This is a genomic window from Streptomyces sp. AMJ-169, assembly GCF_055597585.1.
In genome coordinates this window covers 129,481-149,323 of the sequence record NZ_JBVLTJ010000016.1, presented here as the reverse complement: position 1 = coordinate 149,323, position 19,843 = coordinate 129,481, and the positions used below count along the sequence as shown (strand labels likewise).

The following is a 19,843-nucleotide window of genomic DNA, read 5'->3' as shown; positions in this document are numbered from 1 at the left end:
CTCGGGCATGCCCGGAGCCGGCATGTACAGGAAGGCACGACCATGCGGGAAGCCCGCGCTGCGTTCTCCCGTTTCTGGCCGCTGACCAGGGGCGACCGCAGATGGATGCTGGTGATCGTGGGCTGCGTGGTGCTGTCGGCGCTGGCCGAGACCGCCGCGATCCTGCTCTTTGCCGAGCTCACCGACACCGCGCTCGCGGCCGGTTCGCTGAGCGCGTTCTGGGGCCCGGCGGCGGCCTGGCTCGCGGTCGCCGCGCTGGGCGCCCTCGTCGGCTACCTCGGCAACTCCCTGGCGACCTGGACCGCCGAACGCTTCGTCCTGCGGCTGCGCGCGAAGCTCTTCCGGCACGTCCAGTCACTGCCCCCGCACTTCTTCCAGCGGCACCGCAAGGGCGACCTGGTCGAACGGCTCACCGGTGACGTCGAGGCCATCGAGGCGCTGGTCGTCTCCGGCGTCGTCGGCACCGTCTCCGCGGCCTTCTCCGTCCTGTTCTACTCGGCCGCCGCCCTCTGGCTGCGCTGGGACCTCGCGCTCGCGACCTTCCTGCTGGCGCCGCTCTTCCTGCTGGCCGCGCGCCGGTTCGCCGGCCGGATCAAGCAGTCCGCGCAGGACGAACGGGCCGCCGACGGCGCGATCACGTCCGTCGTGGAGGAGGCCCTGGGCAATGTGGTCCTGACCCAGGCGTACGACCGCGGCGCCGACGAGGAGCGGCGGCTGGACAAGGAGGCCCGGTCCTGGCTGCGGGCGAGCGTGCGCGGGGCCCGGCTGAGCGAGCTGTACGAGCAGCTGGTCGAGGTCGTCGAGACGGTGTGCGTGCTCGCGGTGATCGGACTCGGCGTCTGGGAGATTTCCGCCGATCGGATGACGCTGGGAACCCTGCTCGCGTTCGCCGCGTTCATCGGATACCTGTACCCACCCGTTCGCAGCCTGGGGCAACTCGGGCTCACCGTCACCGCCGCCGGCGCAGGAGCCGAGCGCATCGCTGAGGTACTAGACGCCCAGCCGGCCGTACAGGACCCGCAACTCCCCCTGCCCGCCTGGCCCGTGAGAGGAGTGATCGATTTCAAGGACGTGACGTTCCGCTACCCCGGGACCGCCCGGGACGCCCTGAGGGACGTCAGCTTCAGCGCCTGCCCCGGCGAGCTGATCCTCGTCACCGGGCCGAGCGGCGCCGGGAAGTCGACCCTGTCGAAACTCCTGACCCGCTTCTACGACCCGGACGCGGGCGCCGTCACCCTCGACGGGGTGCCGCTGGCCGCCGTCCCCCTGTCCTTCCTCCGCCGCAACGTCGCCCTGCTGCCGCAGCAGACCCACATCCTCACCGGCACCGTCCGGGACAACATCGCCTGCGGCCGGCCCGGCGCGACCGAGGAGGAGATCGTCGCGGCGGCCCAGGCGGCAGCGGCCCACGCCTTCGTCACGGCCCTGCCCCAGGGGTACGACACCCCGCTCGCCCCCGGCACCGCCGCCCTCTCCGGCGGCCAGCTCCAGCGGATCGCCATCGCGCGGGCGATGCTCCGCCGGGCCCCGGTGCTGGTCCTGGACGAACCGACGGTCGGCCTCGACTCGGTGGCCGCCCGCCAGGTGGTCCAGCCGCTGCGGCGGCTGATGGCGGGCCGGACGACGGTGATGATCACGCACGACCTGAGCTTCGCGGGGGACGCGGACCGGATCGTGGTGGTGGACGAGGGGAGGGTGGTGGACGAGGGGACGCACGACGAGCTGATCGGGAGGTGCGCGCAGTACGCGGAGCTGGTGGGGCCGTGGGTCTCCGTAGGGGTATGACTAGCTGGTCCTCTTCTTGTCGAACCAGACCGTCGCCAGAGTCGCCGACACCCCTGACCAGAACAGGAGTTGAGGCACGGTCCGGTCGCTCCACGGGACCTCGACGATGAGCAGCGCGCACAGCATCGACCACCCGGCCTGGCCGAGGACGACCCTCGGCCAGCGCCGCCGCCGTACGACGGAGACGAGGTTGACGCGGACGCCGGCCCGCAGCCGCCGGTAGCGCAGCAGCGCGCCGAACAGCCAGATCACGGTCATCGGGACGAGGTCCCACAGCCGCTGGCCGAGCGGCAGCGGCAGCGCGCGCTGGGCGGAGCCGTCGGCGAAGAGGTCGACGCCGGCCGCGGCGAAGGCCAGACAGGCCAGCGCCGGCCAGCGCATACCGCGCAGCAGCCGGTAGGAGGCGTTGTCGAGACCGTGCCGCATCGCGCCGGACTCGGGGGCGACGGCGAGGGTGTCGGCGTACAGGGCGGCGGCGGCCGTCGCCTTCGTGCCCGGGGCGCCGGCGGCCCGCTCGGTCTGGCGGACCAGGGCGTCCTTGTGCTGCGGGTCGAGGCGCAGCAGGGCCTCGTCCATGAGGTCGGCGGTGGCCTGGTCGCCGGCCAGGTAGGCGACGAAGTGGCCGACCTCGTAGGCGTACACCTGCTGCGGGCCCAGCTCGACGGCCCTGCGGGCGAGTTCGGCGGGCTCGCGCATCAGCAGCGGGCGGTCGGCCGCGCGGACGCCGCCCCGGCGCTCCTGGTGGCGGACGATGTTGGCGCGGGCCAGCAGATCGGCCGCGCGGGCGTAGCCCCACCAGTCGGCGGGGGCCAGCTCGATCAGCCGGCGCACCGACGTCTCGACCTCGTCCCAGCGGCCAGGGTGGCGGGCGTGCCGCAGCGCCTCCGCGTGCATGACGAGCGCGCCCCGGTCCTCGGGGTTCAGCTCCAGCGCCCGCCGGGTCGCGTCCAGTGCCCGCGCCTTGTCCTGCCGGCGGCCCAGGTGGCTGCGGGCGAGCTTCACCCACGCCCGGATGTCGTCCGGCTCGTCCGCGAGCCGCTGCGCGAGGAGGGTGCGCGCCTCGTCGTAGCGGTGCAGGTCGATGAGGAGGTCGGCCTTCTCGACGGCCGGGTTCACAGTTTGCGCCGCTTCTTCAGGTACGTGACGAGGTCGTCGTACATACCGCCCTCGTTCGCGAACATCGCCACGTTGCGGGCCGCCGCGAACCAGGGTTCCGAGGACGGTACGACGTCCTTGGCCGCCGCCGTCAGGTCCTTCATGCCGATCATGCGGACGGTGCCGGTGCGGGCGGAGTCCAGGAGGGCGCGTTCGGCCGCCGCCTCGCAGACGTGCGCCAGGTCCGCGCCCGACAGGCCCTCCGTCGCCTTCGCGAGCTTGGCCAGGTCGACGTTCTCGATCGGGCGGTTCTGGAGGTGGTACTTGAGGATCGCCTCCCGCGCGGGGGCGTCCGGCGGCAGGACCAGCAGCGTGCGGTCCAGGCGGCCGGGCCTGCGCAGCGCGTTGTCGACGTCCCAGGGGACGTTGGTCGCGGCCAGCACGAACACGCCCTCGTTGGCGTCCGCGTCGACGCCGTCCAGCTCCGTCAGCAGCTGGTTGACCGTGTTGCGCATACCGCCGCTGAAGGTGCGGCTGCGCTTGGCGCCCAGCGCGTCGAGCTCGTCCAGGAAGACCACGCAGGGGGCCTTGCGGCGGGCCGTCTCGAAGAGCTGGTGCATGTTGCGCTCGGAGTTGCCGAGCCACATGTCGAGGATGTCGTTGACGGAGACGGAGAGGAACGAGGCGCCGAGCTCGCCCGCGACGGCCCGCGCGATGAACGTCTTGCCGCAGCCGGGCGGCCCGTACAGGAGCAGTCCGCCGCGCAGGCTCTTGCCGTACAGCTTGCGCAGTTCGGGGTTGCGCAGCGGGGCGAGGAACGCGGCCTCCAGGCGGGCCTTGACCTCCTGCATGCCGCCGACGTCCGCCAGCCGCAGGGGGGTCGGGGCCTCGACGTCCCAGGCGTCCTCGGGCGGGTCGTCCCCTTCGGCCGCGTACCCGGCGGCTTCCGCGCCCGTCCCGGCGCCCGGGGGCGGGGTGGGGGCCGGGTTCACGAAGCGGGGCGGGACGATGTCGCTGACCTGGTCCTCGGCGGCTTTCCAGTCGAAGGCGGGGGGTTGGGAGGCGGGCGGGGTCTGTACAGCGGGCGGAGTCTGCGATGCGGGCGGAGTCTGCGTGGTGGGCGGTGTCTGCGTGGTGCCCCCCTCCGACGCCGGTGCGGCCGGACCCGGCAGCCCCATCGCGCGGGTCATCAACTCCCTCGCCTGCGCGTCTCCAGGGGCGTGCTGGAGGGCGACGGCGATCTCCGTGACGGCCGCGTCCGCCTGGCCGGCGTTCAGCAGCAGCTCCGCGAGGTGCAGCCGGAGCGGGACGTCGGCGGGGGCGGCGGCCACTGCCGTACGGAGGCTCTGTATCAGGGGAGAGTCTTCAGGCATGGGCTCACCTTACGAAACACCGGCCGAAAGCCTCACCTGTCACCCCAAACGCCGAGTTTGACCCTCCGCGGGGCACAACTTGACTCCCTTGAGGTCGACTTCACCCCGGGAGGCAACCGAACTCACCGGAACCGTGTCTCACAGGTTGCTCACAGATCGGGCCCGATCCCGGGGGCGCGTGGGGACGCGTCCGGATGTCGGTGGGGTGGGGAGCGAGCTGGGGTGTCCAGTCCGATGCCACTGACCATGGCACTCGCAGACGAGGAACCGATGACCAGTCAGCAAGACCGCAACAAGGCTCAGGGCCGCGAGCCCCGGGACCGTACGAGCACCAAGCGCGCGATGTTGGCCGCGGGGGCCGCGCTCACCGTGGTGGCCGCCGTGGCCGGTGCCGCTCCCGGCGCCGGCGCGGCGCCCGCCGCGAAACCGGGGGTGCCGCAGCTCAAGCTCGTCGCCGCGTCGAAATCCGTCACGCTCGACCGCTGGGAGGGCGTCAACGGCGTCTACCTCGACCTCGGCACGTATCTGACCGTCGACAACGCGCCCTTCGAGTTCAAGGTGACGCGCAAGTCCTACAAGGACCAGATCGTCGTCCAGCAGATCCTGAAGGACGGCAAGAAGACCACCGCCAAGACGCTCCCGGCCGGTCTCGTCAAGGACTTCAAGGGGCTGCCCGGCTTCCTGGAGGTCTCCGTCAAGGACGCCGCCGGGAAGGTCGTCAGCAAGACCACCGGCTCGTTCTGCCCGAACAACGCCTCCGGCCGGCTGCGCCCGGACGCCCCCGCGACCTCGCACTATCCGGAGAGCTGCCCCACCAACCCCTTCACCCTGGGCTCTATTTGGGGCGTCGAGAAGGGCTGGGCGGCCAACACCACGACGGTGGACTACGACAAGCCCGTCGACCTCAAGGCCGGCGAGTACACCGCGCAGATCTCGGTCGCGAAGAAGTACCGCGACCTGTTCGGCATCCCGGACGACAAGCCGAGCGTCAAGGTGACCGTACGGGAGGACAAGAGCCCGGGGGCGGGGCTGCGTTCGGCGCACGGCGGGCATGAGATGGGCGCCGGGCACGAGATGGGTGCGGGCCAGCCGATGAGCGGGGCGCATCATTACGGTCCGCGCGGCGCCGACGCCCCCACCCCGGGCGCCCTCCCGCACGCCCTCGAAGCCCGCGGCCAGGCCCGCCACCTGGGCGACGGCGCCGGCCACACGGACGGCTCCCGCATCGCCCCGGCGCTCAAGGCCGCCGCCCAGCGCCCGACGGGCAAGGCGGGCGCCCCCGCCAACACCCCGAAGCCGGACCTGCGTTCGCTGCCGGCCTGGGACATCCAGATCACCGACGGCGAGGACGGCGACGCCCCCGGCAAGGACTACCTCGCGTTCAGCGCGAACGTCTGGAACGCGGGCCCCGCGCCCCTGGTCGTCGACGGCTTCCGCAAGCCGGGCGCCGAACTCATGGACTCCTACCAGTACTTCTACGACGCCCAGGGCAAGCAGGTCGGCTACGCCCCGGCCGGCACGATGGAGTGGGACCCGCGTATCGGCCACGAGCACTGGCACTTCACCGACTTCGCGAGCTACCGCCTGCTGAGCGAGGACCGCACCAAGTCCGTGCGCAGCGGCAAGGAGGCGTTCTGCCTCGCCAACACCGACGCCATCGACTACACGGTGAAGAACGCCAACTGGCACCCGTACAACACCGACCTGTCGACCGCCTGCGGGCAGCGCAACTCCATCTCGGTGCGCGAGGTGCTCGACGTCGGCAGCGGTGACACCTACACGCAGTACCGTCCGGGCCAGTCCTTCGAGATCACGGACCTGCCCAACGGCACGTACTACATCGAGGTCAACGCCAACCCGGCGCACCGCCTCCAGGAGACGGACTACAAGAACAACGTCTCCCTGCGGAAGGTCGTCCTGGGCGGCAAGCCGGGCGCCCGCACGGTGAGCGTCCCGCCGGTCGACCTGATCAACGCTCCCTAGGACGTCGTTACGGTCATAAGTGATCGCAGGCAGTAAAAAAGGGGCATCCGGTGACCGTAAAAGTCGCCGGATGCCCCAAACCGTGTACTACGCGCGGGAAACCGGCGTACTACGCGCGGGCGTTCACCACGATCTCGGCCGAGTTGTTAGACGGGTCAGGGTCGAACGGGAACCCCGCCCCGAAGTCGGGCCGCGCGACGACCTTCCCGGTCGCGTCCGGTACGACGCTGTCGATCCGCAGCTTGAACGGGAACTCCACGCTGACGCCGGGCTTGACGGTCACCCCCAGCTGGCAGGAGTAACCGGCGCCGTTGGGCGAGCAGTTGTCGGGCACGCCCACCGCCGTCGTCCCCGGCGGCAGGGTGACGTCGACGACCGCCGCCGGGTCACCGGAGGACACGTACGCCACCCAGGCGGGCCCGTTGTCGGTGAACCGCGCGGTCGCGGTGACCGTGTCCCCGGCCGCCCCGCTCACCTTGTCGCCGCTCACCGCGAAGTCGGCGGTGTTGTCCGCGTTCACCAGCCACTGCGTGCCGTTGTCGTCCGGCAGCAGGTCGCCCGCGCCCGCGCCCGGTTCGACGTGGAAGTCGAACCGCTCGTACAGGGCATGGGAGCTGACGGTCGTCGGCAGCGGCAGCCCGACCTTCTCGCCGGGCTGCACGACGGTGTCGAACGTGCAGGTGTAGTGCGTGAACGCGTCCCCCAGGGCTTCGGCCGTGCACGGGGAGGGCGCCGCGAGGTCGAGGCCGTAGGTCGTCCACATCTCGACGGAGTAGCCGTTTGCGGGCTGGTCGCCGTTGTTGGTGACGGTGATCGGCGCGTCGAGGGTCGTCCCCGGCGTGACGCCGTCGGTGTTCACCGGGCGGGACACGCTGAGGTCGGGTCCGGAGCCGACGGTGACGGTCGTGTCGGCGGACTCCTTCGCGGCGCTGAGGGTGCCGTCGGGGCCGCCGGTCGCCTCGGCCTCGTAGATGAGACGGCCGGAGGCGCCGATGGCCGCGCCCGGCAACGCCCGTACCTTCAGGGTGAGTTGGGGCGCGCCTCCGCCGGTGGTCGGGACGTCGCCGGTGTCGCACACGGCCGTCGTACCGGTGGGCGCGCAGTTCGCGGGCCACAGCACCTCGGCCACCCCGGCGAGCCCGGAGGCGTCGACGCTCAGCTTGCCGTCCGTCACCGAGAAGTGTGAATTGTCGTGGTACAGGCTGACGTTCAGGGACTGGACGCGCGCCTCGCCGCCGGCGGGGACGACCGTCACGGGCCGGTCGTACGGCGCGCTGATCCACAACTGGTCGGTCTCGGGGTCGGCGTGGGCCGGCGCGACGGCCAGGGCGCCGGCCGCGAGCGCCGTGAGCGCGGCCAGGGCGGCGGGCCCGCGCAGGCGGCGGCCGGTGGGTGTGGAGTTCATGTGTTTCCCCCATGTGTGGCGTGTGGATGCCTTGTTGATCATCGTATGAGCCGGATGAAGGCATGGGGAGTATGGGGAGGAGGCATTGTCAGAGGCAGGCGGTAGAAAAGTGAGGGAAGGTGAAGCGGCGGTCCGGGCAACGCGAGGGCGGGTCCGGGACGTCTGACGGGTGTGAGGAGCCGAGCGAGGGGAGCGCGGGTGAGCGGGCAGGGGCGGCGCCGGGTGCCGGAGCGGAAGAGGGGCGTACGGCTGACCCGCCGGGGGCGCTTCGTGGCCTGGGGCGCGGGGGTGCTCGCGGCCCTGGTGCTGACGCTGGCCGGGGTCGGCGCGTGGGTGTACCAGGACCTGAACGGCAACATCAGCGCGGCGGACGTCGACGACAAGCTGGGCGGCGGCCGTCCGGCGAAGCTGAGCCCCGGCTCCAAGAACATCATGATCGTCGGCTCCGACAGCCGCGCGGGCGCGAACGCCGGCTACGGCAAGGATCTGACGACGATGCAGTCGGACACCCTGCTGGTCCTGCACATCCCGGCGAACCGCGAATGGGCGTCGATCGTCTCCTTCCCGCGCGACTCCTGGGTCCGCATCCCGGCCTGCGACAAGGGCGACGGCACGCTCTCGCAGGTCCACCACTTCAAGATCAACGAGGCGTTCGCGCTGGGCGGTTCCGGCGGCGAGGTCGCGGGCGCGGCGGCCTGCTCGATCAAGACGGTCGAGGAGAACACGGGCCTGCGCATCGACCACTTCATGTCGGTCGACTTCCAGGGCTTCAAGGGCATGGTCGACGCTCTGGACGGCATCGAGGTCTGCCCCAAGGAGCCGATCGACTCCCCGAAGGCCAACCTCAAGCTCCCGGCGGGCTGCCAGACGGTCAAGGGCGAACAGGCGCTGGGCTACGTCCGCGCGCGGTACGGCGTCGGCGACAACTCCGACATCGGCCGCATCGGCCGCCAGCAGGAGTTCATGGACGCCCTCGCGAAGAAGGCCCGGTCCAAACTGCACAGCCCCGACGCGCTGTACGGCTTCCTGGACGCGGGCACCAAGTCGCTCACCACCGACCGCGGCCTGGCCGGCATCAAGTCCCTGTACGGCCTCGCCGCCGAGCTCAAGGGCATCCCCAGCGACCGCCTCGCCTTCCTCACGGTCCCCAACTACCCGCGCGAGGCCGACGTCCCCACCGACAAGGCCAACGTCGTCTGGCAGTACCCGCAGGCCGGCGACCTCTTCACGGCCCTCGCCCACGACAAGGAGACCACCAAGTCCCAGCTGGCCACCGCCGTGCAGGACCTCGTGCACGCCTCCTCGGTGCACGTCCGCGTCCTCAACGGCACCGGCGAGCAGGGCCGCGCGGCGGACGTCGCCGGGAAGCTGAGGGAGGCGGGGTACACGGTTGACGGCACGGGCAACCAGGAGCCGGCGGTGGCGAGGACGGAGGTGCTCTATCCCCAGGGTGGGGACGGGACGGGGGCCCGCGCGGTGGCGGCCCGGCTCGGCGCGGGGATACGGGCGACGGCTTCGGACGCGGCTTCGGGTGCGGGGGCGGTGACGGTGGTCGTCGGGCCGGATCTGAAGACGGACGGCATCCGCTGAGGGGGCAGGTCCTTGAGATGCAGCTCGGTGGGGTCCCTTGAGGTGCCTTGAAGTGCTGCTCCCTGAGTAAAGGGCGGGACTTTGCTCGTACTTGGAGAGGACGGACTCACCTCGACGCAGGGGACAGGTACCACCCATGAACGCATCCGCATCGATCGGCGTCACCGGCCTGGGAGTCATGGGCCGCAACCTGGCGCGCAACTTCGCGCGGCACGGTTATACGGTCGCCGTTCACAACCGCAGCGCGGGCAGGACGCGTGCGCTGATGGAGGAGTTCGGGGACGAGGGTGCTTTCGTCCCGGCGGAGTCGGCGGAGGAGTTCGTGGCGGCGCTGGAGCGGCCCCGTCGGCTGATGCTGATGGTGCAGGCGGGCGGTCCGACGGACGCGGTGATCGAGGAGTTCGCGCCGCTGCTGGAGCCGGGCGACATGATCATCGATGGGGGCAACGCGCATTTCGCGGACACGCGGCGCAGGGAGGCCGCGTTGCGTGAGCAGGGCATTCATTTCGTGGGTGTCGGGGTGTCGGGTGGTGAGGAGGGTGCGCTGCACGGGCCGTCGGTCATGCCGGGTGGTTCGCCGGAGTCGTATGCGGTGCTGGGGCCGATGTTCGAGGCGATCAGCGCGAAGGTGGACGGTGAGCCGTGTGCGACGCACATCGGTGCGGACGGTGCGGGGCACTTCGTGAAGATGGTGCACAACGGTATCGAGTACGCGGACATGCAGTTGATCGCGGAGGCGTACGACCTGTTGCGGCAGGTGGCGGGGTATTCGCCGGAGGAGATCGCGGGGATCTTCAAGGAGTGGAACGGGGGGCGGCTGGGGTCGTATCTGATCGAGATCACGGCTGAAGTCCTGGGGCACACCGATGCGTTGACCGGTGGGGCGTTCGTGGATGTGGTGGTGGACCGGGCGGGTCAGAAGGGGACGGGCCGTTGGACGGTTCAGACGGCGTTGGATCTGGCGTCTCCGGTGACGGCGATCGCGCAGGCGACGTTCGCGCGGGCGGCGTCGGGGCAGGTGGCGTTGCGGGCGGCGTACCGGGGGTTGCCGGGCGGGACGACGCCGCCGTTGTCGCGGACGGAGGCCGCGCGGTTCGCGTCGCAGGTGGAGCATGCGTTGTATGCGTCGAAGGTGATCGCGTACGACCAGGGGTGGTCGATGATCCAGGATGCGGCCCAGGAGTACGGGTGGGCGATCGACTTGGCGGCGGTGGCGCGGATCTGGCGGGGTGGGTGCATCATCCGGGCGTCGTTCCTGGACCGGATCCGTGCGGCGTACGTGCAGGATCCGGCGTTGGTGAGTCTGCTGACGGAGAAGGAGTTCGCGGTGGAGATCGCGGACGCGCAGGTGCCGTGGCGGGAGATCGTGGCGACGGCGGCGCGGCGGGGGATTCCGGTGCCGGCGTTCTCGGCGGCGCTGTCGCATTACGACACGCTGCGGGCGGAGCGGTTGCCTGCGGCGTTGTTGCAGGGGCAGCGGGACTTCTTCGGGGCGCACACCTATGCGCGGGTGGATCGTGAGGGGATGTTCCACACGCAGTGGGCGCAGGAGGGGCGGCCGGAGACGGACGCGTAGCCCTCAAGTCGTCCCGTATACAAGGGCCTCACCTGGGAGTTCGGCCCGGGTGGGGCCCTTTGCCGGTCGGTGGGCGGGGTGGGTTACCTTCTGGGGGCGGCGGGGTTGGCGGGAAAGCGCCGTCAGGGTGGCGGAAGTTCGCTGAACGCAGGCGGACTGTCGCCCTCCGTCCCGGGGAATCTCACGGGCGGGTTACATCACGCTCAACCTCTGGTAGCCGGCGGGTGATGCGGCGACGATGGACGCATGACACCGGCCGAGCGCGCCATGGAACGACTGGCTGCGTGGCCCGACCTCACAGCGGTTGCGTCCGCGTGCGGAACGGGTCCCGCGCTGAGTTCCCCGCACAGCGAGATCGTCCACTTCCATTCCGGCCACGAGGTCGACCTCCACCTCACCGGCCAGGCCATCCGCCGTATCTCCCGCGATCTGCGCGCCTCGACGGCGATCCGGCTGCTGCCCGGCTCCCGTTGGGTGACGATCCACCTCGACTGCGACGCCGACGTCGACCTCCTCCTGAGCCTCGTCAGCATGGCCCTCAAGGCGCATCAGTCGGCGGCGGCGGGGGAGGAGGGGTCGCGGTGCAATCTGAATCGGGTGCGGTTGATGCCTAGGGATGAGCCGTTGGTCTGAGGGGGCGGACGGCTGAAGGGGGCTGCCTGTCTGAGGGGGCCGGCCGGCAGGGGGAGTTGAACAGGGGGGCGGGCTGAGCGGGTCGGGCTCCGTCTCCCGACTTTGCCATCTCTTTGCAACGGGCCCTCCCTGTCCCTCGTCTCTCCGCTCGATCCCGTCACCGGGGATCGAGGTTCCCCGCCCGCTGGAGGGCGGGCCGACGAAGGAGAGACGACCGTATGCGTCGTGTCAGCCGTAGTGCCCGTGCCATGAGTGTCCGTGCTGTGAGCGTCCGTGCCGTGGGTGCGCGTGCCGTGCTGGGGTCCGTTGCCCTTGCCGGGGTCGTCGCGCTGGGGTCGGCCGGGCCGGCGTCGGCCGCGACTCCGGTCGCCGCTGCCCCAGTTGCCGCCGCTCCGGTCGCCGCCACCCCCGTCCCGGCCGATCCGGCGACGGTCGCGCCGGCCCCGGAGAGCAAGGAGCCCACCCCGGTCCCGACCGTCCCCGGCGGCTCGGCCAAGGCGCCGACCCAGGCCGAGGCGACCCCCGTCCCCGCGCCGGTCAAGGGCTCCGGCCAGGTCGCGGTCGTCCCGTCCGGCGCCCCCGACACCGGCGTCACCGAGCCCGCCGCGGACCACACGGGCGCGCTGGCCGGCGCGGGCGCCGGTGCCGTGCTGCTGGCGGGCGGCGCCTTCGTCGTCGTACGCCGCCGCAGGGCGACCGGCGCGTGATCGCGCTCTCCCGGCGCGCCTTCGCCACGGCGTTGGGGGCGGCGCTGCTGACGGCGTGCGGGGCGAGTGGGGAGGGGGTGCGGGTGTCCGGGGGCGCGGGGGACGGGGGGCTGGGTTCGTCGGCTTCGGCGTCTTCGGGGGCGGCGGGGGGCGGGAGTTCGGGGGCCGGGGCTTCCGGGGGGTCTTCGGGTGCCGGGGCTTCGGCTTCTGGGGGCCAGGGTTCTCCTGGGGGCCAGGGTGCTTCGGAGGGGCTGGGTTCCTCGGGTGGCCAGGGTGCTTCGGGTGGCCGTGGGGCTTCGGGGGCCGGGCCTCGTCCGGTCCGGCTGCTCGTCCCGGCGATCGGTGTCGACACGCCTCTGCTCAGCCTCGGTCTCGCGGCCGACGGGACGGTCGAGGTGCCGCCGGTCACCGCGCACGACCGCGCGGGCTGGTACCGCTACTCCCCGTCCCCCGGCCGGCCCGGCCCCGCCGTCCTCCTCGGACATGTCACCGTCGGCGAGTTCGGCGACGGCGTCTTCCGCCATCTCGCGCGGCTGCGCCCCGGTGACGGGGTGACGGCGCGGCTGGAGGGCGGGGCGGTGCGGGAGTTCGAGGTGACGAGGGTGAAGACGGTCGCGAAGGCGGAGTTCCCGACGGGGGAGGTGTACGGGGATGTCGCGCGGCCGGAGTTGCGGCTGATCACGTGTGGGGGGCCGCGGGACGGGGTGGGGTACCGGGACAACGTGATTGTGTTCGCGGTGCTGAAGGGGGAGTGAGGGGCGGGAGCCGGCGGGGAGTTGGCGTGGAGCCGGTGGGGAGTTGGCGGGGCGGTGGGGTTGGTGGAGTTTCTGGGAAAAGGGGCGGATTTCGTGAACCGAGGGGGAGGGGTGGGCCGATGAAGGGGTGAGGGCGGTGGAGGGGCGGGGTTCCGGAGGGGGCGTCGTATCTCGAAGGAGGCGCAGCTTCCGGAGGGGGCGTGTCTGTGAAGGAGCCGCAGCTTCTGGAAGGGGCGTAGCTCGAAGGAGCCGCAACTCCCGGAAGCCGCGTCTCGAAGCAGCCGAAACCTCCGGAAGCCGTGCCTTGAGGCAGCCGTACTTCGAAGGAGCCGCACCCCGCATGACCACCGCGTACGAGAACCACCCCTACCCCCCACCTGGAGAGAGTTGAACCGACAATGGCTAGGGCAGAGGCAGCGAACCTCCTCCCGATCCCCCTCTTCGTCCTCCTCCCGCCCCCCGTCCAGGGAGGAGGCGGCGTCGGAGCTGTTCACCGTGCTCTACCCCCGTCTCGCCGGCTGGTGCCGCCGCCTGGTCGACGACGACGGCACGGCGCACGAGATCGCGTCCGAGGCCTTCACCCGTCTCTGGTCCCGCTGGACGAAGGTCGAGGAGCCGCAAGGCTTCCTCTACGTCACGGCGGCGAACCTGGTCCGCGACCACTGGCGCAAGCTGGAGCGCGAACGAAGGGCGCTGCGCAAGGCGAAGACGGAAGAGGCGCTGCGTCCGCACCCCGGCCCGGAGGACCCCTCGATCCGCCTCCTGGTCCAGTCGCTCCCCGAGCGACTCCGCGTCCCGATCCTCCTGCACTACTACGCTGACATCCCCGTCCGGCAGATCTCCGTCCTGACCGGACGCAAGGAGGGAACCGTCAAGGCCGACCTGCACGCGGCCCGCGAACTGCTCCGCGCCCACCTGAGGAGAAGCCTTGACCACTCGCTTTGACGCCGACGACGATCCGACGGTCCCCCCCGACGACCCCCTCCTGACCCTCCTGTCACCCTCCCCGACCCACCTCCACCCCCCGCCCGGCCACTTCACGACCGTCCGCCGCAAGGCGAGGGCCCGCAGGGTACGCAAGGCCGTGACGGCAACGGCAATGTGCGCGGCGGCCTTCTTGATCGCCCTCCCCTTCACAACAAGAACCCCACACCCCGAACCAACACCCCCCCTGTCCCCCCCGACGGCCCCCGCAACCCCAACTCCCTCCACGACGACCCCATCCCCCACCGACACCCCCTCCAGCCTGGAGCCGACACCGAGCCCGGCGAAACAGACGACGGTGCCGACACCATTGGCGCCTGTGCCGACTGTGCCGATGGCGCGGGGGGAGTAGGGGAGGGGTTCTTGGCGGACATCGCAGAGGGGAGTGCCACGGTTGTTGTCACCACCGCTGGTAGTGAACCGGCTGCGCAGATCGGGGCACTTGCTCGCGGGGCAGACCGGCCATGAGGGACCTCATCGCGCCATTACTGACATAGGGGGATTCGCGAAGGGCCGGAGGGGACAGTGCTGGGGGACGGCGGGGACGGCGACCTTGGGGGGAGCGCCCGCCGTGTCGACAAGGGGGCGCGGTCATGGCTGAGCTGCACTAGGAGATACTCACCGACCCCAGCGAGCTGCGGGTGTCCGGGGCCGGGGTGAACGAGGAGTCTTCAGGGGCGGTCTACGTCAGTATCTCCAACCGGGGACCGGCTCCCGTCAACCTCAGGGGGTTCCGGCTGAAGATCCCGTCCGGGCCCGGCTCGGGCGACCTGACCCCCGACGCCGGGAGGACCGAGAACAGGGTCGTCCGCAACACCTGGCAGGGCTGGGGCAACTCCTTCCAGATGTGGGGTCCGACGACGGGCATCTACGAGGTGGCCACGTCCTCCGTGATCACCGTCGGCCAGGGTGAGGTCCTGGTCGTGCAGTTCTACGGCTTCCCCGTCTCCGAACAGGCGGGACTGGTCCAGCCGGCCCTCCGCGAGCGCGCCTTCTCCTCGCCGGGCAGCGACGTCACGCTCAGCCTGCTGAAGCGGGAGGCGCGGGTCCCGGGCAACTTCCGCGCCGGCAAGACCCTGCCCGACCCGGCAGACGTACCCGTCCTGCGCCGGGAAGGCCCGAACAGCCTCGCTTACGCGATCCTGGGCCCGGACGGGCCGCCCCAGCCCGTCACGGGCTCGGCGCCGCACTGGAACTGGTCGCCCGGCACAAGCGGTGAGCCCGAGCGGGACGCCGCCTACACCCTGATCGCCACTCCCCGGTCCGGCACGGAACCCGGGTACTTCCTCACCACCACCGTCCACGTGCTCAGGCCCGAGTTCCCCAGCCCGACCGCCACGGAAGCCGTCCACACCCCGCTGGTCACCGGTACCGGTTCCGACCGGGGACAGGTCGCCTTCACCGCCGACGGGGTGCGGGTCCTGGACGGCGCCGGTGTGTCCGGCACCGTGGAGGCGGGCACGGTCGACGCGGAGTCGGTCCTCACCTCGCAGGTGGGCGGTCGGGGTACGGACGCCGGCTGGGTGCGGTTCCCGGACGACGGGATCGCTGTCGGCCACGGGCCCGGTGCCGACCTGGGGACTGTCACCGCGCACCGCGTCCGGGCCGACGGCGTGAACACCCCGTGGGTGGGAGACGTGGACGGCGGCCGGGGCCTGCTCGCCTTCACGGAGTCCGGGGCCGCGGTCCGCAAGGACGGCTCCCAGACCCCCGGGGACATTTCCGCCGCCACCGCAGACCTAGACGACCTGATCACCGACCGGGCACAGATCAGGGAACGGCTGACCCTCCAGGGCGGGCTGACGGTGGACGGTGTACTGGAGACCCAGGACAGCCCGCCGAGGCTGATCGTCCATGGCGTGCTCGAAGCCGAGGACGAATTGCACGTCGCCGAGGACGCCAGGGTCGGCGGTGACTTCGCGGTGCGCGGGGACCTCGGCGTGCTGGGGAAGACCAACGCCAACGGACACCTCGCGGTCCGGGCGGGCAACACGTGGATCATCCACACCGACGACGGGCAGGTCTCCCTCCAGGCCGACCTCCGAGTCCACGGCGCCGTCCGCTCCGACCGCTGACCCCACGCTGCGCGATGCGGTCACCACAGTCCGATGATCTGCCGGACCGGTCGCCGTAGCCGAGGAAGCGGGGATCAGCTCTCGTCTCCGGACGCGAGGGCGTCGCCGATGACGATGTCGGCTACGTGGCGCAGGGCCGTCTGGTACGCCTCGGCTCTGCCCCGTGCGTACGGCGAGGGTGGTTGCCACCAGGGTCCCCGAGGGAATCCGCACCCGGGCGACACACACTCGCCAGAGACACAGCGCACTTTTGCAAGCAGCCGCTTGCAATAGTTAGCGGAATGGGGGCAGAGTAGAGGCATGGCATCGCTCAATGTCGGCAACCTCGGTGAGTACCTGCGTGAGCAGCGGCGGAACGCGCAGCTGTCGCTCAGGCAGCTCGCCGAGGCCGCGGGGGTGTCGAACCCGTATCTCAGCCAGATCGAGCGAGGTCTGCGCAAGCCGAGTGCGGAGGTGTTGCAGCAGGTCGCGAAGGCGCTGCGGATCTCGGCCGAGACGTTGTACGTCCGGGCCGGCATCCTCGACGCGGAGCGGGACCGGGACGAGGTCGAGACGCGGGCTGTGATCCTCGCCGACCCGACGCTCACCGAGCAGCAGAAGCAGGCGCTGCTCCAGATCTACGAGTCGTTCCGCAAGGAGAACGGCTTCGACGGCCCCCCGCCTCCGGTGCCCCTGCACCCCACGGACGGCACAGCCGGAACCGACAGCAAGAACAGCGGCAAGAACAGAAGCAAAGCCGACGGCATAAAAGACATAGCCGACGGCACCCCAGACGACCTCGGCGATCCGCAGCAGACGGCAGGCTGACGCCGGACCAGGGCACCCACCGTCCACCGCGGAACGCAACCCCCACCGGCTCCAGAACGACGAACGTGAAACCAGGAGGAACCCTCACCATGGCCATCACCGACGACCTGCGCAAGACCCTCAGCGACCCGACCCCCCTCTACTTCGCCGCCGGCGCAGCCGATCTGGCGCTCCAGGAGGCCAAGAAGGTCCCCGGCCTCGTCGAGCAGCTGCGCGCCGAGGCCCCGGCCCGCTTCGAGGCCGTACGCGCCACCGACCCCAAGGCCGTCCAGGAGAAGGCCGCCGCCCGCGCCAAGGAGGCCGGTGCCAAGGCGGGCGCGCGGGCCAAGGAGGCGCAGGAGACCGTGCAGACCCGGGTGGCCGGCCTCGTCTCCGCCCTCGACGGCGACCTGAAGAAGCTCGGCTCCACCCTCGACTCCGACATCAAGCGCCTCGGCGAGTCGGCGCAGGACCTCGCCCTGCGTGGGGTCGGCGTCGCGGCCGAGTACGCGGTCAAGGCCCGCGAGGCGTACGAGAAGGTCGCCGAGCACGGTGAGCAGGCCGTCCGCACGTGGCGCGGCGAGGCCGCCGACGGCGTCCAGGAGCTGGCCGTCGCCGTGGAGCCCGAGCCCAAGGCCGAGTCGGCGCCCGCCGCCGAGGCGAAGCCCGAGCCCATCCCGGTCAAGGACGAGGCCGAGACCGAGGCCCCCGCCAAGAAGACGGCCGCCAAGAAGGCCCCCGCCCGCAAGCCGGCCGCGAAGAAGACGACCCCGCCCGCCAGCTGAGAACTCGCCGCGACGGGCCGGGCACTCCGCACGGGCCTGGTCCGTTGTACGGGTAGCAGGACGCTCGTTGCGGGTACGGTGACGGGGTAACGACGAGCCGAGTCAGGTGGTGGACGTAGTGCTGATGCAGGGCTTCGCCAGTTTCTTGGGGCTGCTCTACCTCGCGATGCTGGTCTTCGCGGTGGTGGCCTTCGTGATGGCCGTCCTCTTCCGTGAGGACGCGTACCGCGCGGCCGGCAAGCAGAACAAGGGCTTCTGGCTGATCATCCTGGGCATCGCGGTCGTGGTGAACCTCCTCGTCCCGATGCTCTTCCTCCAACTCGCCGGTCTCGTCGCCTCGATCGTCTTCTTCGTCGACGTCCGCCCGGCGCTGCGCCAGATCAGCGGTCGCGGCGGCGGCCGGGGCGGCCGCGGCTCCAGCAGCGACGGCCCGTACGGGCCCTACAACGGCGGCCGCTAGCTTCCGGCCGCCGACCGACCCCGCCGACCAGGCAAGGGGTGCGCCCAGCCCAGCCCAGCTCAGCTTCTCGGCGCACCCCGCCAAGCCCGGCCCAGCCCAGCGCATCCGGCCGCCGCCCCCTCACCGCTCCAGCAACAACACCGCCACATCATCCGCCAGCTCGCCCCCATTGAGCTCCCGCACCTCCCGCACGGCCGCCCCCAGCAACCGCTCCCCGTGCACCCCCTCCCCCCACAGCCGCCGCACCAGCTCGGCCATCCCGTCCTGCCCCAGCCGCTCCCGCCCCCCGCCGACATGCCCCTCGATGAGCCCGTCGGTGTACATGAGCAGGCTCCACTCGGCGCCGAGCGCCACCTCCACGCGCGGCCAGCGCACCCCGGGCAGCATCCCGAGCGCGGGCCCGTTGTCGTCGTGCGGCAGCAGCCGGGCGGGCGAGCCGGGGGTGGCGAGCAGCGGGGCCGGGTGGCCGGCGAGCCACATGCCGGCCCGGGTGCCGTCGGCCGAGATGTCCACCGCGCAGAGGGTCGCGAAGAGCTCCTCGTTGTCGCGCTCGTGCTCCAGCACCTCCTGGAGCGTGCCGAGGAGTTCGTCCCCGTACAGCCCGGCGAGGGTCAACGCCCGCCAGGCGATGCGCAGTTCGACGCCGAGCGCGGCTTCGTCGGGCCCGTGCCCGCAGACGTCGCCGATCATGGCGTGCACGGTCCCGTCGGGGGTGCGGACGACGTCGTAGAAGTCCCCGCCGAGCAGTGCCCGTGAGCGGCCGGGCCGGTAGCGGGCGGCGAAGCGCAGGGCGGCGCCGTCGAGCAGCGGGGTCGGGAGCAGGCCGCGTTCGAGGCGGGCGTTCTCCTGCGCCCGCAGCCGGCCCTCGGCGAGCCGCCGCTCGGCGCGGTCGGAACGTTTCCGCTCGACGGCGTACCGGATCGCCCGGCTCAGCAGCCGCCCGTCCAGCTCGTCGTGGAAGAGATAGTCCTGCGCCCCGACGCGTACGGCCTCGGCGCCCCGCCCGGTGTCCCCGGACGCGGTCAGCGCGAGCACGGCGTGCCGGGGGGCGAGTTCCAGGACCTGGCGCAGGACGACGAGTTCGTCGCCGTCCTGCGTCGGCCGGCCCTGTGCGGGCAGCGCGAGGTCGAGCAGGATGCAGTGCACGTCGTCCGTGAGCAGCCGCTCCGCCTCGGTCAGGTTCCGCGCCGTCCGCACCCGGATCGGCCTGCCCGCCTGGTCCCGCAGATCGGGGATGAGCGGCGCGGCCGAGGGGTCGTCCTGGATGAGCAGGACGGAGAGGGGGACGACGTCGGCGTCGGCGGCGGGCACGGCGCCCTCCGGTACGGGAGCGGGGGCGCCGGGCTCGGTGTGCTCGGCGGGCGCGGCAGTCTCCGCCCCGGCGTCGAGGGGGCCGCCGGCGGCCGGGGCCTCGCCGCACTCCACGGCGGGGACCGCGCGCTGCCGAGGTACGGGTACGGACATCGTCGTGGGTTCCTTCCCTCCCCCCGAGGGCACGGCGGGGACGAGGGATCGGCCCACCGAGCGGGACCATAGCCGCCCGGGGCACCGCAGCGGAATGGCGGACGCCACCCCGCTTGATCTCCCGCCGGTGTCATATGCCGCGATCCGTACCGCAGTTGGGCACGGCGGGTGCACCCCGGGAATGACGAACGTCACGTCCCCGCCAGGTTTCGGATCAAGGGGGCGTGGGCGCCGTCACATGACGGGCCTCACGCAGGGCGGCGCGTGGGCGGCGAGGGCCCGGCAAGCGGACCGGAGCTTTCCGCCGGCGCCCCGCGCGACACCCTCCCGGCAACGGCAACGGCAACCCCGCCGGCACCCCCGGCCCCCCGGCCCCGCTCGGCGCAG

General features: G+C 71.9%; 15 protein-coding genes and 1 pseudogene. 12 read left to right on the top strand and 4 right to left on the bottom strand.

Going from position 1 to position 19,843, the window contains the following annotated elements; translation table 11 throughout:
• Nucleotides 1-42 precede the first annotated feature (42 nt).
• Nucleotides 43-1,785 carry an ABC transporter ATP-binding protein gene (locus ACYUD3_RS32420; protein WP_470977812.1) on the top strand — a complete coding sequence of 581 codons (1,743 nt, stop codon included), beginning with the start codon at nt 43-45 and terminating at the stop codon, nt 1,783-1,785.
• On the opposite strand, the gene ACYUD3_RS32415 is transcribed toward ACYUD3_RS32420, so the two are convergent.
• Entirely contained in the window at nt 1,786-2,901 is a 1,116-nt protein-coding gene (locus tag ACYUD3_RS32415; RefSeq protein WP_470977808.1) for a tetratricopeptide repeat protein, read from the bottom strand. It abuts the gene before it with no gap.
• A complete protein-coding gene (locus ACYUD3_RS32410; protein ID WP_470977805.1) occupies nt 2,898-4,253 on the bottom strand; it encodes an ATP-binding protein in 1,356 nt (451 codons plus the stop codon). The genes ACYUD3_RS32415 and ACYUD3_RS32410 overlap by 4 nt, the downstream gene beginning before the upstream one ends.
• A 270-nt stretch (nt 4,254-4,523) precedes the next feature.
• Between ACYUD3_RS32410 and ACYUD3_RS32405 the strand changes: the two genes are divergently transcribed.
• On the top strand, nt 4,524-6,236 hold the full coding sequence (locus ACYUD3_RS32405; RefSeq protein ID WP_470977803.1) for a lysyl oxidase family protein: 1,713 nt from the start codon (nt 4,524-4,526) through the stop codon (nt 6,234-6,236).
• 109 nt (nt 6,237-6,345) lie between these two features.
• Here the strand turns inward: ACYUD3_RS32405 and ACYUD3_RS32400 are convergent, their stop codons facing one another.
• Nucleotides 6,346-7,641 (bottom strand): COG1361 family protein, encoded by a 1,296-nt coding sequence (locus tag ACYUD3_RS32400; protein WP_470977800.1) that lies wholly within the window; start codon nt 7,639-7,641, stop codon nt 6,346-6,348.
• 198 nt (nt 7,642-7,839) lie between these two features.
• On the opposite strand from ACYUD3_RS32400, the gene ACYUD3_RS32395 reads away from it, so the two are divergent.
• From ACYUD3_RS32395 to ACYUD3_RS32350, 10 genes and pseudogenes are all read left to right on the top strand, one after another.
• Nucleotides 7,840-9,231, top strand: a complete 1,392-nt coding sequence (locus ACYUD3_RS32395) for an LCP family protein (RefSeq protein WP_470977798.1) — start codon at nt 7,840-7,842, stop codon at nt 9,229-9,231.
• Between the two features lie 136 nt (nt 9,232-9,367).
• Entirely contained in the window at nt 9,368-10,807 is a 1,440-nt protein-coding gene (gene gndA, locus ACYUD3_RS32390) for an NADP-dependent phosphogluconate dehydrogenase (protein WP_470977795.1), read from the top strand.
• 246 nt (nt 10,808-11,053) lie between these two features.
• Nucleotides 11,054-11,440, top strand: a complete 387-nt coding sequence (locus tag ACYUD3_RS32385) for a luciferase domain-containing protein (protein ID WP_470977792.1) — start codon at nt 11,054-11,056, stop codon at nt 11,438-11,440.
• Nucleotides 11,441-11,733: 293 nt separating this feature from the next.
• Nucleotides 11,734-12,147 (top strand): sortase-dependent protein, encoded by a 414-nt coding sequence (locus ACYUD3_RS32380; protein WP_470977984.1) that lies wholly within the window; start codon nt 11,734-11,736, stop codon nt 12,145-12,147.
• Nucleotides 12,144-12,902: a class F sortase gene (locus ACYUD3_RS32375; protein WP_470977787.1), complete on the top strand. Its 759-nt coding sequence runs from the start codon at nt 12,144-12,146 to the stop codon at nt 12,900-12,902. Before ACYUD3_RS32380 ends, ACYUD3_RS32375 begins: the two co-directional genes overlap by 4 nt.
• A 462-nt stretch (nt 12,903-13,364) precedes the next feature.
• Nucleotides 13,365-13,847 (top strand): annotated as a pseudogene (locus ACYUD3_RS32370) (RNA polymerase sigma factor); the annotation flags it as partial.
• 695 nt (nt 13,848-14,542) lie between these two features.
• On the top strand, nt 14,543-15,961 hold the full coding sequence (locus ACYUD3_RS32365; protein ID WP_470977783.1) for a hypothetical protein: 1,419 nt from the start codon (nt 14,543-14,545) through the stop codon (nt 15,959-15,961).
• A 300-nt stretch (nt 15,962-16,261) separates the two neighbouring features.
• Nucleotides 16,262-16,768, top strand: a complete 507-nt coding sequence (locus tag ACYUD3_RS32360) for a helix-turn-helix domain-containing protein (RefSeq protein WP_470977776.1) — start codon at nt 16,262-16,264, stop codon at nt 16,766-16,768.
• Nucleotides 16,769-16,857: 89 nt separating this feature from the next.
• The gene (locus ACYUD3_RS32355; protein ID WP_470977770.1) at nt 16,858-17,532 is read left to right on the top strand and encodes a hypothetical protein; all 675 of its coding nucleotides are present in this window, start codon (nt 16,858-16,860) and stop codon (nt 17,530-17,532) included.
• Nucleotides 17,533-17,656: 124 nt separating this feature from the next.
• The gene (locus ACYUD3_RS32350) at nt 17,657-17,992 is read left to right on the top strand and encodes a DUF2516 family protein (RefSeq protein WP_470977980.1); all 336 of its coding nucleotides are present in this window, start codon (nt 17,657-17,659) and stop codon (nt 17,990-17,992) included.
• A 120-nt stretch (nt 17,993-18,112) separates the two neighbouring features.
• Here ACYUD3_RS32350 and ACYUD3_RS32345 read toward each other — a convergent pair whose 3' ends face one another.
• Nucleotides 18,113-19,456, bottom strand: a complete 1,344-nt coding sequence (locus ACYUD3_RS32345; protein ID WP_470977766.1) for a PP2C family protein-serine/threonine phosphatase — start codon at nt 19,454-19,456, stop codon at nt 18,113-18,115.
• Nucleotides 19,457-19,843: the final 387 nt, after the last annotated feature.

What these genes read in the sequence shown, in the direction of transcription:
- ACYUD3_RS32420 (WP_470977812.1), top strand. Translation starts at nt 43, where the DNA reads ATGCGGGAAGCCCGCGCTGCGTTCTCCCGTTTCTGGCCGCTGACCAGG.
- ACYUD3_RS32410 (WP_470977805.1), bottom strand. Translation starts at nt 4,253, where the DNA reads ATGCCTGAAGACTCTCCCCTGATACAGAGCCTCCGTACGGCAGTGGCC.
- ACYUD3_RS32405 (WP_470977803.1), top strand. Translation starts at nt 4,524, where the DNA reads ATGACCAGTCAGCAAGACCGCAACAAGGCTCAGGGCCGCGAGCCCCGG.
- ACYUD3_RS32400 (WP_470977800.1), bottom strand. Translation starts at nt 7,641, where the DNA reads ATGAACTCCACACCCACCGGCCGCCGCCTGCGCGGGCCCGCCGCCCTG.
- gndA (WP_470977795.1), top strand. Translation starts at nt 9,368, where the DNA reads ATGAACGCATCCGCATCGATCGGCGTCACCGGCCTGGGAGTCATGGGC.
- ACYUD3_RS32385 (WP_470977792.1), top strand. Translation starts at nt 11,054, where the DNA reads ATGACACCGGCCGAGCGCGCCATGGAACGACTGGCTGCGTGGCCCGAC.
- ACYUD3_RS32360 (WP_470977776.1), top strand. Translation starts at nt 16,262, where the DNA reads ATGGCATCGCTCAATGTCGGCAACCTCGGTGAGTACCTGCGTGAGCAG.
- ACYUD3_RS32355 (WP_470977770.1), top strand. Translation starts at nt 16,858, where the DNA reads ATGGCCATCACCGACGACCTGCGCAAGACCCTCAGCGACCCGACCCCC.
- ACYUD3_RS32350 (WP_470977980.1), top strand. Translation starts at nt 17,657, where the DNA reads ATGCAGGGCTTCGCCAGTTTCTTGGGGCTGCTCTACCTCGCGATGCTG.
- ACYUD3_RS32345 (WP_470977766.1), bottom strand. Translation starts at nt 19,456, where the DNA reads ATGTCCGTACCCGTACCTCGGCAGCGCGCGGTCCCCGCCGTGGAGTGC.